The sequence below is a fragment of the Rhizobium moroccans genome (assembly GCF_057559155.1).
The window spans coordinates 73,364-86,830 of record NZ_JBHFJG010000008.1 but is presented as its reverse complement, the minus strand read 5'-3'; the positions used below and the strand labels follow the sequence as shown (position 1 = coordinate 86,830).

At 61.5% G+C, this 13,467-nt stretch carries 11 protein-coding genes and 1 pseudogene; 9 read left to right on the top strand and 3 right to left on the bottom strand.

Annotation, left to right across the window (positions count from 1 at the left end; translation table 11 throughout):
• The first annotated feature begins 66 nt into the window (after window positions 1–66).
• Genes ACE04I_RS06010 through smoA form a run of 3 tightly spaced genes read left to right on the top strand, consistent with a single transcriptional unit; the run spans window position 67 to window position 2,635 of the window.
• On the top strand, window positions 67–1,224 hold the full coding sequence (locus ACE04I_RS06010) for an LLM class flavin-dependent oxidoreductase (RefSeq protein WP_487206744.1): 1,158 nt from the start codon (window positions 67–69) through the stop codon (window positions 1,222–1,224).
• On the top strand, window positions 1,224–2,117 hold the full coding sequence (locus ACE04I_RS06005) for an aldo/keto reductase (RefSeq protein ID WP_046793293.1): 894 nt from the start codon (window positions 1,224–1,226) through the stop codon (window positions 2,115–2,117). Before ACE04I_RS06010 ends, ACE04I_RS06005 begins: the two co-directional genes overlap by 1 nt.
• A complete protein-coding gene (gene smoA / locus ACE04I_RS06000) occupies window positions 2,117–2,635 on the top strand; it encodes an NADH-dependent FMN reductase SmoA (protein ID WP_046793292.1) in 519 nt (172 codons plus the stop codon). Before ACE04I_RS06005 ends, smoA begins: the two co-directional genes overlap by 1 nt.
• Window positions 2,636–2,682: 47 nt before the next feature.
• Here the strand turns inward: smoA and ACE04I_RS05995 are convergent, their stop codons facing one another.
• The gene (locus ACE04I_RS05995; RefSeq protein WP_046793291.1) at window positions 2,683–4,224 is read right to left on the bottom strand and encodes a hydantoinase/oxoprolinase N-terminal domain-containing protein; all 1,542 of its coding nucleotides are present in this window, start codon (window positions 4,222–4,224) and stop codon (window positions 2,683–2,685) included.
• Window positions 4,221–5,300: an S-methyl thiohydantoin desulfurase family protein gene (locus tag ACE04I_RS05990; protein WP_046793290.1), complete on the bottom strand. Its 1,080-nt coding sequence runs from the start codon at window positions 5,298–5,300 to the stop codon at window positions 4,221–4,223. Before ACE04I_RS05990 ends, ACE04I_RS05995 begins: the two co-directional genes overlap by 4 nt.
• A 136-nt stretch (window positions 5,301–5,436) precedes the next feature.
• Here ACE04I_RS05990 and ACE04I_RS05985 point away from each other — a divergent pair, with 136 nt between their 5' ends.
• The 6 genes from ACE04I_RS05985 to ACE04I_RS05960 all read left to right on the top strand — a co-directional run bounded on the left by ACE04I_RS05985 (window position 5,437) and on the right by ACE04I_RS05960 (window position 12,561).
• Complete coding sequence (locus tag ACE04I_RS05985; RefSeq protein WP_197082517.1) at window positions 5,437–6,393, top strand: AroM family protein; 957 nt, start codon at window positions 5,437–5,439, stop codon at window positions 6,391–6,393.
• 191 nt (window positions 6,394–6,584) lie between these two features.
• Window positions 6,585–7,265 (top strand): AroM family protein, encoded by a 681-nt coding sequence (locus ACE04I_RS05980; protein ID WP_046793289.1) that lies wholly within the window; start codon window positions 6,585–6,587, stop codon window positions 7,263–7,265.
• A gap of 37 nt (window positions 7,266–7,302) precedes the next feature.
• On the top strand, window positions 7,303–8,910 hold the full coding sequence (locus ACE04I_RS05975; protein WP_046793288.1) for an ABC transporter substrate-binding protein: 1,608 nt from the start codon (window positions 7,303–7,305) through the stop codon (window positions 8,908–8,910).
• A 71-nt stretch (window positions 8,911–8,981) separates the two neighbouring features.
• Window positions 8,982–9,989 (top strand): ABC transporter permease, encoded by a 1,008-nt coding sequence (locus ACE04I_RS05970; RefSeq protein WP_487206743.1) that lies wholly within the window; start codon window positions 8,982–8,984, stop codon window positions 9,987–9,989.
• Complete coding sequence (locus ACE04I_RS05965) at window positions 9,989–10,903, top strand: ABC transporter permease (RefSeq protein ID WP_046793286.1); 915 nt, start codon at window positions 9,989–9,991, stop codon at window positions 10,901–10,903. Before ACE04I_RS05970 ends, ACE04I_RS05965 begins: the two co-directional genes overlap by 1 nt.
• A complete protein-coding gene (locus tag ACE04I_RS05960; RefSeq protein WP_046793285.1) occupies window positions 10,900–12,561 on the top strand; it encodes an ABC transporter ATP-binding protein in 1,662 nt (553 codons plus the stop codon). The genes ACE04I_RS05965 and ACE04I_RS05960 overlap by 4 nt, the downstream gene beginning before the upstream one ends.
• Before the next feature lie 24 nt (window positions 12,562–12,585).
• Here ACE04I_RS05960 and ACE04I_RS05955 read toward each other — a convergent pair.
• Window positions 12,586–13,449: pseudogene (locus ACE04I_RS05955) on the bottom strand (MBL fold metallo-hydrolase); the annotation flags it as partial.
• Window positions 13,450–13,467: the final 18 nt, after the last annotated feature.

The window sequence follows — 13,467 nt, the reverse complement described above, 5'->3', positions numbered from 1 at the left end:
TACACCATTGATTTACACAGATGCGGATGATATTCAATCCCACGCCAGCAGCATGAGGAGGATTTCATGACCGTCGTTCCCATAACATCCGCCGATGTCGATGCTGCGGAAATATCCTGGTTTGCGGCTCTGTGCTCCGACGACTACGCCTATCTCGGAGTGCCGGACGGGGACCTTCGTTCAAGCTGGGATCATTGCTCCTCCATCGCCAGGAAAGCCGAGACGCTGGGTTTTCGCAATATCCTTTGCCCATCCTCCTATCAGGTCGGGCAGGACACGCTCAGTTTCGTCGCCGGATGTGCGCCGATCACCGATAGCATCAACTTTCTCGCTGCGGTCCGCTGCGGGGAGATGCAGCCGATCATGCTGGCCCGCACCGTTGCAACACTCGACCACATGCTGAAGGGCCGCCTTACCCTCAACATCATCAGCTCCGACTTTCCCGGCGAAGTCGCCGACAGCGCGTTGCGCTATCGGCGCAGTCATGAAGTGGTGGAAATCCTGCGCCAAGCCTGGACTCGCGACACGATCGACCACGAAGGGGAGATCTACCAGTTCAAGGGCGTCCCCACCGATCCGGCCAAGCCCTACCAGCAGAATGGCGGTCCGCTTCTTTATTTCGGTGGCTATTCGCCGGATGCGCTCGAACTGTGCGGCGCCCAATGCGATGTCTACCTCATGTGGCCGGAAACGAAGGAGCAGCTCGCCGAGCGTATGCGTGCCGTCCATGAACGCGCCAAGGCGCATGGGCGAACGCTCGACTACGGTTTGCGGGTCCACATGATCGTCCGGGACACGGAGAAGGAAGCCCGCGAATATGCCGAGCATCTGGTCTCCAGGCTCGATGACGAGTACGGGCGCCTCATCCGCGGACGTGCTCATGACAGCATCTCGCTCGGCGTCTCGCATCAGGCCCGGACCCGCGAGCTTGCCGATAAATACGGCTATGTCGAACCGCATCTGTGGACCGGCATCGGGCGGGCGAGATCCGGTTGCGGCGCTGCGCTCGTCGGCTCGACGGACCAGATACTTTCTGAGCTCGAAGCATATCGGAAGATGGGCATTCGGGCGTTCATCCTTTCCGGCTATCCACATCTCGACGAAGCGGAGCATTTCGGTACCAAGGTCCTGCCTCAACTCAAAACCTGTTCACTTCCGCATATCTATGGCCGCGTGCCAGCCGAAACACCGCCGACGCCGCTCGGCAAGGGGAGACGCCACTGATGGACCGCATAAAGCTTTCTCCGGATCTCGAATTGAGCCGGCTCGTCTACGGCATGTGGCGGATCGGCGACGACCCGGATACTTCGCCCGCTCACGTGCAGGCTAAGATCGAGGCCTGCCTGGCGCAGGGCATCACCACGATGGACCAGGCCGACATCTATGGCGGTTACACCGCCGAAGCGATCCTCGGCGCAGCGCTCAAGGCCTCGCCATCGCTGCGCGACCAGATCGAGATCGTCACCAAATGCGGGATCGTCGCACCGGCCGGCCGGCATTCGGCGGCCCGCGTCAAGCACTATGACACCGGGGCCGATCACATCCACGCCTCCGTCGAAGCCTCGCTCAGCGATATGGGAACCGACCGGATCGATCTTCTGCTGATCCACCGGCCCGATCCCCTGCTCGATCCTGTCGAGACCGGTGAGACGCTCGATAGGTTGGTCGCATCCGGCAAGGTCAGGGCCGTGGGCGTCTCGAATTTCCGCCCCTGGGATTTCACGCTTCTCCAATCCAACATGAACATGCGGCTCGTCACCAATCAGATCGAGATGAGCCTGGTCTCGACCGGCGCCTTCGTCAACGGCGATCTCGCGTTCCTGCAGGAGCGCAACCTGCCGCCAATGGCCTGGTCGCCGCTTGGCGGAGGCTCGCTCTTCAGCACCGAGCGCGCAACGCTAGCAGGCGTGCTCGAGCGGATCGCCGCCGATCAAGGCGTGGATCCCACGGCGGTTGCGGTCGCCTGGCTGCTGCGTCACCCCGCACAGATCATTCCTGTGCTTGGAACCAACAACCTAAAGCGTATCGCCAGCATTGCTGATGCCACCAAGGTGCAGATTGACCGGCAAACGTGGTTCGAGCTCTACTCGGAAGCGAATGGACGCGAGGTGCCCTGATGCTGACTTCTACGCTTGACGAGCATATCTTCGTGCCCGACGCATCCACCACGCGCACCTTCCGCAATGCGCTTGGAACTTTCACCACCGGAGTGACGGTTGTCACGGCAAGAACGCCCGAGGGGCCGGTCGGCATGACGGTCAACAGCTTCACTTCGGTGTCGCTCGATCCGCCGCTGGTGCTCTGGTCGGCCGCCAAAACTTCATCGCGCCACAGCGTCTATATCGATGCGACGCATTTCGCCGTCCACGTGCTGAGCGCCGAACAGGACGGCTTGAGCGCGCTCTTCACGCGCAGCGGCGGCGGTTTCGACGGATTGCTGTGGGACGAGAACTGCGAAGGGGTGCCGGTCATTCAAGGCACGCTTGCCCGCTTCGAATGCGAGCGCTCTTCCCTTCTTGATGCGGGCGATCATACGCTGATCGTCGGGCGCGTCCTGCGCGCCGCGCATCGCGAGGGCGATCCGCTATGCTTTTCGCGCGGCCGGTTCGGCCGGTTTGCCAGCGCCAATCAATGACGCTGACGTCTGCCCCGACCGAGGTCAGGGCAGAGGTTTGCTAAACATCAGGCGGCGAAACTGATGTCGCCTACTACCTTCACCCGCACGCGGCGGGCATTCCCCGGCAGATAGGCGATCGGAATATCCTCCGTATCGAGAACATTGATCGAGCCTTCCCGTGCACCGGCCTCGACCGCCCGCCGTCGAGCAAGCGTTTCGGCCTCGGCCAGGGCTTCCTCACGGCTCAATCCCGAAAAGACCTGGTCGACCTCGCCCGAGACCTGGGCCATGGCGGCGCCGAGCGCATTGGCAACACCTGCGTGCTCGACATTGAGCACCTCGGACGCGCCTTTCAGCTTCTCGGGGATAAGGAAGGCTCCGCCGCCGACTGCGATCAGTTTCACGCCCTCGGCTGAAGTCTTCATGCGATCCACGCCATCTTCGACCATCGCCTCGATGCGCTTGAGGAGGGTTGCAACCAGCGTCTTGTCAAGATGCCTGACGCGGTCGCGATCACCGATCTCCACCAACCCGGCGGCCACAGCGATATCTGTCGTCGTCAGCGTGTCGCCGCCGAAGACGAGCGCCTTTTCGGTAATGCGGTAGCCGACCGAGCGAGGACCGATCTTGCCGGTTTCGGGATCGATGATCGTGCCACCGCCGAGCGCCATCGGCAAAAGGTCCGGCATGCGGAACAGGGTGCGCACGCCACCGACTTCGACGACATTGTTCGCCTCGCGCGGAAAGCCGCCCACAAGGCAGCCGACATCGGAGGTGGTGCCGCCGACATCGATCACCATGGCCTCGGTAAGCCCCGTGAGGAAAGCCGCGCCGCGCATGGAATTTGTCGGCCCCGAGGCGAAGCTGTAGACCGGATTGGCCGCGGCGACCTCCGCGAGCACGACCGTCCCGTCGTTCTGTGTGAGATAGAAAGGCGCGCCGATCCCGGCTTCCTTCAACGCCCTCTCGAAGGCCGCCACGGTGACGGAGCCGAGATTCTGCAGGGCGGAGTTGAGAAGCGTCACGTTTTCGCGCTCGAGAAGGCCGATGCGGCCGAGCGAGTTGGAAAGCGTGATCCTGGCGTCCGGAATGATCGAGCGGACGATTTCGGCCGCCTCATCCTCGCATTCGGTGGTGAGGGGCGAAAACAGCGCCGTGATGCCGACTGAGGTGATACCAGCGTCGCGGATCTTCATCGCCGCCTCGCGGACCGCGGGCACATCAAGCGGCACCAGGGGACGCCCGTCATATTCGTGCCCACCTTCGACCATGAAGGAAAGCGGATCGACGGCATCGCGAAGATCCTCCGGCCAGTCGATCATCGGCGGCAGGGAGGCACCGGCCGGCATGGCGATACGGATCGCGCCGACCCGTTCCAGACGGGCCCGCTCGACGACCGCATTGGTGAAATGGGTCGTGCCGATCATCACCGCGTCGACAGGAGATGCACTTGCCGGCTGATCCGCGGTCACCTTCTGGATCGCATTGACCACGCCCTGCATCACGTCGGCCGTGGTAGGAAACTTGACGGCGGAGACAACCTTCTCGCCGTCGATAAGGACGGCATCCGTATTGGTGCCGCCCACGTCGATGCCTATGCGTTTCATGCTGCAAATACCGATTTAAAGTCGAGGTCATAACCAAAGGCGCGAGGGCCGACATGCTGCAGGCCCTTGGGCGTGCAAAGCACCTGGGGCGCCGGAAGCGCGATCGCGGTCACCCGTTGGCCATAGCGTACGGTTTCCGTGCCGATCGCCTCGCCAGAAACCGTATCAAGCAGGCAGATCAGATCAGGCGTCATGGCAATCGCGTCGCCGTCCTTGAAGGCGACCGCCCATTCGTTCTGGAAGGCGAGCTCCACCGTCGAGCCACGATCCCCGTCGAGACCCTCGATCCTTGCCGAGCCACGTAAGAAGCCCCCGGTCGTGGTGCGATCTACGTCGATGATCTTTCCCCTGAAAAGGGTCTTTCCGCCTTCGTGGTCGAGAACCGCCTTGACCGGATCGGCATGGGCGGCACGCGCATCAAGAACGGCGCGGCCGAGAGCAACCGCCTTGGTCACCGTGTGCAGCACGCCCCACTCCTTGACTTCCTTGCCGGTGCGCGGGGCCTTGCAGGTAGCGGAAGTCGAACCGACCTCAGTGCATATCTTGCGAGAAATCCGCTCCATCCACTTCCAGGAGGCCGCCTTGCTAACGATCGCCTCGTTGTCGCGGCAATCGACGAGCGTCAGCGGATACATGGTGAGGTCGCCAATCGCGAAGCTTGTCATCTGCGCCTCGGGATAGGCCCGGCCCATGGCATCGGCATCGACGACGGGAATGTCCAGCATGGCCCCGGCCAGGAAGGGGGAGAGCGCGTTGCCACCACCGATTTCGACGCTCATGACGGCCCGGAACTTCTTGCCCGTGTAGTCTTCCATGACTTCCATGGCGCGTGCCAGATGCGCCGGATCGACCAGGCGTTCCTGTCCCACCAGCGGCGCGCCCATCTTGGAGACGACCGCAACGGCATCATTGTCGTCGAGCGCAAGCGGATCGATCAGCTGGACCCGCTTTCCCTCCTTGTAGAGCTTTTTCAGGTTGAGTTGCGCCAAGTACGGACTGCCGCCGCCGCCGGTCCCCAATATCCAGGCCCCGACCGCCAAGGGCTCGATTTCGCCCATCTCGAATTCACGGATCATAATCACCTCCGAAGATCGGGGATGAACCTAGCTTCGTCGGCGCGTCGAGAATATAAGGGACTGCACCTAGAGGAGCGGCGCACAAAAATTGGGCAGCAAAGCTTGCCCTCACGGCTACCAGGGAGAAGAATCGAAATTGGCCCAGACAAACGTCCACGACAGTCACCCAGCGAAGGAAAGCCGCGAAGCCAAACGCAAGGTGATGTTCGTTAGTGTCGGCCACTCCCCTCGGGCAGATCTAATCGAGACCATGCTGTCCAGCCTCGACCTTTCCATTGAGGCGTTGGAAATCGGAGCCCTTGACAGGCTTTCGATTGAGGAGATCGATCAATTCCGCCCGCGACCGGGCGAGCCGGGAATCGTTACACGATTGCGCGACGGCGGCGACATCGTGCTTTCGAAGCCGAGGATCGCCGAACGGATGGCAGGCATCGTCGCCGGCTTTCACCCCCACGAGTTCGATCTGGTAGTCATTCTTTCGACCGGCATTTTTCGGGAATTCGAAAGCACCTGCCCCACCGTCAATGCCCAGCGCGCCATGGAATCGACCATCATCTCGCTCGCCTCGCAAGGTGAGGCCATCGGCATTATCCAGCCGCTTGAGCAGCAGGTTGCCGAGCTGGATATCCCAGCGCTGGGACTTTTCCGGGTGACGGCGACCCACGCGCACGATGGAGACAGGGGATCACTTGCCCGCGCCCTTGTGGATCTCGCCGAGTGCGACATCATCGTCCTTAATTCCGTGAGCTTCACGGAAGCCGACCAGCAGATGGTGGCCAAGGCGAGCGGCAAGCCGGTGGTGCTTGCCAGACGTATCGTTGCCGGCGCAATCCGCCTGCTGCTCAGCCAGGCCCAAGCGGCTACGCTGCCTGATGTGCACGCGGAATTTTCCGAACGGCTGATGCGACTCACGCCGCGGGAAAAACAGGTCCTCTCGCTGGTCGCTGAAGGATTGTCGAACAAGGCAGTCGCCCGACAGCTCGGAATCAGCCCCAAGACCGTCGAAATCCATCGCGCCAATGTCATGAGCAAGATGGAAGTGACCTCAGTGGGCGCCTTGATACGGCTGGTCGTCTCCGCCGGGTTTTTCTGACCTCCAAGGCGAGCCGCGGCCTCGCTTTGCCGATCCCATTGAGCGAGAAAGCAGGTCCTGCCCAAAGTTTCATCATCCACTTTTCCGTCAATCGTGGGCCGGATAGGGAAACTCCCTGATAGTAGGCGGCATAAGGGACACGCTAGGCTTTGGATCAGTAGAAGTCCTTAAGGGATCGTCCTGGAGCCGACATGAATTCTTCTCCGCGCATCGCATTCGTCACAATCGGCCAGACGCCGCGAAGCGACATCGTGCCGGAGATGATCGCCGATATCACCGCGGGCCAGGAAGATCGCAAGTTCGATGTGATCGAATTTGGCGTGCTTGACGGTATGACGCCCGTGGAGCTTGCCGCCATGGAGGCGAGGCCTGGCGAGCTCTCCTTCGCCACGCGTCTCACAAGTGGAGACGAAATCGTCACCTCCAAAGAGCGGACCGAGGAGCGTCTGAACCTTCTGCTCCAGAAGATCGACCAGCAGGGCTTCGACATCATCGTGCTGCTGTGCACGGGCACGAAGGTCGAACCGCTCAGGCGTACGCTCGTCGTGGAGGCCCAGCGTATCGTCGATTCGACCGTAGAAGCGCTTGCTCAATCCGCCCGCCGGCTCGGCGTCATCGTGCCCCTTGAGCGTCAGGTAGGGGAATTTTCAAGACGGCATGTCTTCGCAGGCGAGCCGAAGGTGGTGGCCGCCTCGCCTTATGCCGGCGACGACATAGAAGAACGGGCAGCGGGCCTGGCAAACTGCGATCTCGTCATCATGCACTGCATGGGCTACTCCGCCGACATGCTTGCCCAGGCCAAGACATCGATCCGCGCACCAGTGCTCCTTTCTAGGCGGCTGGTCGCCGGCGTGCTCCGCCAAATGCTTTGACAACCAGCTCCTGCAATAAGAAAAAGAGGGAACGGACATGAACAGAAATGCCACATTCACGAAATTCGCACTGGGCCTGAGCGCCCTTGCCATGCTGGCCAGCTCTGCGCTGGTTTCACCCGTCGCCGCCTTTGAACGCACCGACCGCGGCACCGTCATCGTCTTCGGCGGACGCCAGGCCATTCCGGTGCTCGATCCGCATGTCCGCTACGACTGGTCGACACGCATGATCCAACAGGCCGTCTATGACGCGCTCTTGAAATACGAGGGTGATCCGGCCGAGCTGAAGCCCTGGCTGGCGGAACGCTGGGAAACCAGCGAGGATGGCAAGACCTGGACCTTCCATCTGGTCAAAGACGCCAAGTTCCACAATGGCGACCCGGTAAATGCCGAAGCGATCCGCTATTCCTTCGAGCGCGGCCTGAAGCTCAACAAGGGCGTTGCCTGGATGCTGAAGGACTTTCTGGCCCCAGAGGGCATCAGCGTCGTTGACGACCATACTATCAAGTTCGAGCTGAAGGCGCCTTACGCGCCGTTCCTCTCCTTCCTGCCATGGTGGTATATCGTCAATCCGAACGAGGTGAAGGCGAACGAGGTCGACGGCGACTATGGCCAGAAATGGCTGACCGACCACGCCGCCGGCTCTGGCCCCTTCAAGCTGGGACGCTGGGAGCCGAACGTGCTCTACGAGGTCGAAGCGGTCGATGACTACTGGAAGGGTTGGCCGCAGGGCGACAACCGACCGGCAGGGGTCATCTACCGGATGATCCGCGAGCCCGCCGCCCAGAAGGCTGCGCTTCAGCGCGGCGAGGCGGATATCGTGGAAGGGCTGACTTCCGACGATTACGTGCAGGTCAAGAACATCCCGGGCATCGTGATCCAGGATCACAAGGGTATGACGACGTTCGGGATCAAGTTCAACACCCAGAAGGGGCCGACCGCAGACATCAATTTGCGCAAGGCGATCGCCTACGCTCTCGATTACGACGCCCTGATCCAGATCTACAACGGCGCGGCAACGCTCGAGACCAGTCCGCTGCCGGATGCGATGAAAGGCCATATCGAGGTGCCGGGCATTCCGCGCCAGGATCTTGCGAAGGCCAAGGAATATCTCGCCAAGTCCGCCTATAAGGATGGAGGGATCACGCTTGACTACGTGCATGTCGCAGGTCTTGAGGAAGCGCGCCGCATCGGCCTCGTGCTGCTCGATAACTTGAAGGCGCTCAACATCAACGTCAACATCAGGCCGGAGCAATGGCCGAACATGGTGGCGGCCGGCTCAAGCGTCGATACGTCGCCAAGCATGACCTCGGTCTTTACCACACCGATCTCGATCGATCCGGATGCGGTCGCCTACCAATATCACAAGAACAGCTGGGGCCAATATTACGCCATGGCCTTCTACGACAGTCCGAAGGTTTCGGAGATGATCGATAAGGCGCGTGCCAGCACCAATTGGGACGAGCGGGCAACCCTCTACACCGAGATCCAGAAGCAGATCGTCGCGGACCAGCCGGAAGTCTTCGGCATGCTGCAGAACCGTCGCTGGGCACACCAGAGCTATCTGCAGGGCTTCCAGTTTAGCCCGGTCCGCTTTACCGGCGAGGTCGATCTCTACCCGCTGTGGATCAAGGAAGAGGAATAAGCCTCCACTCGTCCATTCCATCAATGCCGGAGGCGGCAGGTGCCGCCTCCCTTTCCTGATCCGAGGCCGGCATGCTGTCTTTCACCTTGCGCAAACTGCTGACCGTCGTCGGCACGATGCTTGGCATTGCGGTGTTGACCTTCGTCATCACCAATGTGGCCCCCGGCGATCCTGCCAGGCTTGTTGCGGGCCCGAACGCGACCGAGGACATGGTCGCCACGATCCGCACGGAATATGGCCTGGATCGGCCGATCATCGAACAGTTCGCGATCTACATGAAGGATCTCCTGAGCGGCGATCTCGGCACCTCGATCGTCAGCACCCGGCCAGTGCTCGATGAACTCATACGCTATGCTCCTGCGACGCTTGAGCTCGTCCTGGTTGCGATGACGCTGGGCGTCGTCGTCGGCGTTCCGCTCGGCATGTTGTCAGCCGTCTACAAGGACGGGCCGCTTGATCATGTCACTCGCATCCTGTCGATCTCGGGCGTTGCGATCCCGGCCTTCTGGTTCGGGATATTGATGCAGCTCTTCTTTTCCGTCGATCTCGGCTGGCTGCCGGTATCGGGCCGGCTGCCGCTGGTGACCCGCCCGCCTGAAATGATGACGGGTTCGCTGCTGATCGACGCGCTCATCGCCGGGCGCTTCGGTACCTTCCAGACCGCCTTTTCCCATATCATCCTGCCGGCCTTCGTGCTGTCCTTTCCCTGTCTCGCCTCGATCCTGCGCGTCAATCGCGCCGAAATGATCGAAGTCCTGCAATCTGACTACATCGCCGCCGCCCGCGCCCATGGCCTGTCTTCGCGCCGCATCGTCATGATCTATGCGCTGAAGAACGCCCTTTTGCCGACACTTGCTATGATCGGACTTCGCTTCGGCTGGATGCTTGGCTCCACGGTTCTGGTGGAAACGGTGTTCGATTGGCCAGGGATCGGGCTTTATGCCGTATCTTCCGCGCTCGCCTCCGATTTCAAGCCGGTGATCGGCGTGACGCTGCTGATCGGCTTCTTCTTCATCATCGCCAATACACTGGTCGATCTTGCCTATGCCTGGATCGATCCGCGCCTGCGGAGGGCTTGATGTCACATGTCGATCTGACGAGCGAAACGCCGCTCTCCTTCCGCGAACGACATGCCAGCCGAATCCGCCAACTGCGGCTTTATGCGCACATGTTTTGCGGCAGCTTCTCCTCCATGTTCGGGTTGACGCTCGTGGTGCTCTTCCTGATCCTGGCAGCCATCGGCCCATCGATCGTGCCCTATCCGCAGGACACGACGGGCGCGGTGAACATGGAAGCGCGGCTTCTGCCGCCGGGTGCGGAGCACTGGTTCGGCACCGACGAGATGGGTGCCGACATCTTCTCGCGCGTCATCGTTGGCGCCCGTACCTCGCTTTGGATCGGCATCGTCATCACCGGCCTCGGCGCGCTGGTCGGCGTGCCGCTCGGCATCATCGCCGGCTACAAGGGCGGCTGGGTCCGCGCCTGCATCATGCGGGTGACCGAACTCTTCCTGGCGGTGCCCGGTCTTGCGCTGGCGCTTGCTATCGTCGCCTCCCTCGGACCCGGTCTCACCAACTGCATGATCGCGCTGGCGATCGTCTGGTGGCCCGGTTATGTCCGCCTGGTGGAGGCGAAGACACTCGCCGTCAAGGAGGAGCTCTTCGTCGAGTCCGCCCGCTCGATCGGCGCCAAAACGCCCTGGATACTCTGGCACCACATCCTGCCCAACTGCATGTCGCCGATCATCGTCAAGATGAGCATGGACATGGGCATGGCGATCTTGTCGGCCGCCGGCCTTGGCTTCATCGGCCTCGGCGCCCCGCCGCCGGCACCCGAATGGGGGGCCATGGTCTCAGTCGCGAGATCTTACATGCCCGACTGGTGGTGGTATTCGTTCTTTCCGGGCGCGGCGATCTTCCTGACGGTCCTTGGCTTCAACCTTCTGGGCGACGGCCTGCGCGATATTCTCGATCCCCGGAGCCGCGAGCGATGACCACTTCCCTTCTCGACATCCGCGATTTCACCCTTGATATCGATACTTTCGACGGCGCCGTGCATGTGCTGAAGAAGATCAATCTGACGGTCCGCCGCGGCGAAACGCTCGGCATCGTCGGCGAGTCCGGATCAGGCAAGACCGTGCTTGTCCGCTCGATGATGGGAATCGGCCCGAAGCGGTCGCGCATCATGGACGGCCGCATCGTTTTCGACGGGACGGACCTTTCGACACTGGACAATGCCGGCTGGGCAAAAATCCGCGGTGTGCGGATTTCGATGATCTTCCAGGATCCAATGACCTATCTCAATCCGCTCTTCACGGTCGGCAAGCAGATTTCCGACGTGATCGCGGCACATCACCGCGCCACGGGCAAGCCGAAGGCGGGCAAGACCGCCCGCCGGGCACGCGCCGAAGGACTCCTCAGTCAGGTGGGCATCAACGATCCCACACGCGTCTTCGACCAGTATCCGCACCAGCTTTCCGGCGGGATGCGCCAGCGCGTCCTGATCGCCATGGCGCTGACGGGCGAGCCGGACCTGCTGATCGCCGATGAACCGACGACGGCACTCGACGTGACCGTGCAGGCACAGGTGCTTGAGTTGATCAACGATCTTGTGAGGACGCTCAGGCTGACCGTGATCATGATCAGCCATGACGTGGGGGCGATCGCCAAGGTCGCGGAACGCTGCGCTGTCATGTACAAGGGCGAGATCGTCGAACAGGGGCTGACGAAGGATATCCTTCGCAATCCCAGCCACGAGTACACGCAAAGACTGCTCGCGGCGGTGCCGGAGATCGATGAAGTCGCCGGCGTTCACAGTCTCCTGGAGTGTGAGGATCCAGCACCGTTCGAAAGCGAGACATCTCCTGCAAAGCCTCTCCTGACGGCCGTGGATCTTCGCAAGACGTACGGTCTAATGGGTGGCGGCACCGTGAAGGCGGTCGACGGAGTCAGTCTTTCGGTCATGCCAGGCGAAGTGCTCGGCATCGTGGGCGAATCCGGCTCCGGCAAGTCGACGGTGGCGCGCATGCTCCTGCGGCTGATCGAGCCGACCTGCGGGGAGATTGTCTTCGATGGTTCCAGTATCACCGGTCTTGCAGGCGAAGCATTGCGCCGGAAACGCCGCGATATGCAGCTCGTTTTCCAGAACCCCCACTCTGCCCTCAACGGCCGCCATACGGTCGGCGATGCGATAGGTGAGCCGCTGCGCATCCAGACGGCAATGCGAGGCCGTGACATCGACAAGCGAGTCGAGGAACTGCTCGACACCGTGCAATTGCCGAAAGCGTTCAAATATCGCTATCCGCACGAGCTTTCGGGAGGCCAGAAGCAGCGCGTCTGCATCGCCCGGGCAGTCGCGCTCCATCCGAAACTGCTCGTCCTGGACGAGCCGACATCGGCCCTCGACGTCTCGGTCCAGGCACAAGTTCTGACCTTCCTCGAAGAATTGCGCGGCGAGCTGAACCTCACCTATGTCTTCATTTCGCACAATCTCGCGGTGATCCGGCAGATCTGCGATCGGACAATCGTGATGAAGCGGGGGGTGGTCGTCGAAGAGGGCTTAACCGATGCCATCTTCGATCGTCCGCAGCACGAATATACCCAGGCGCTGCTTGCAAGCGGCCGGCAGACCTCGCGGGCCGCCCTACTGTGAAGCGGAAATTTCCAACTTCATCCGCTACCAGGCGGTTTCGGGAAAGGCATCCAGGGGTATTTTCAAATACCTGCGGCCGTCGCCTTCCGGCGCTGGAAGCGCGCCTGCATTGAGGTTCACCTGGAGCGCGTGCAGCATCAAGCGCGGAAAGGGCAATGTAGCGTCCCGCTCCTTTCGCATTTGAACGAAGCTGTGGCCGTCTCTTCCCCGCAGATGGATGTTATTCGCCCTCTGCTCGGCGACGGTGCTTTCCCACCGGGCCTGCCTTCCTTCCGGCCGATAGTCGTGGCCGGTGAAGAGCCGCACGTCTGCCGGAAGAGCCAGAATGAACTCGATCGACTTCCAGAGGCTTTCGGCGCTTCCGCCGGGGAAATCAGTCCGTGCGGTGCCGCTGTCGGGCATGAACAGGGTATCGTGAACGAAGACGGCATCGCCCACGATATAGGTAACGGAAGCGAGCGTATGTCCCGGCGAATGGATGACGCGGCATTCCATTTCCCCGATCGGGAACCGATCGCCATGGGCAAACAGCCGATCCCATTGCGACCCGTCTGTCGCCAACTCGGGCATGTTATAGATCGTCCGCCAGAGCTCCTGCACGCTGACGATCTCGGCCCCGATCGCCGTGGGCGCTCCGGTCTTCTCCTTCAGATAGGCTGCTGCCGAAAAGTGATCCGCATGCGGATGCGTGTCGAGTATCCATGCCGGATCGAGGCCTTTCTGATGGATGTAGTCAAGGATCGCGTCCGCATGACGGGTGGCCGTGCTGCCGGACTTCTCGTCATAGTCCAGCACCGGATCGATGATCGCGCACTTGCGGGTCTGCGGGTCCGAGACCACGTATTGAATGCTGCCTGTCCGCTCGTCGTAAAAACCCTCGACAAGCGGATGAAGCAATCTCGTCAT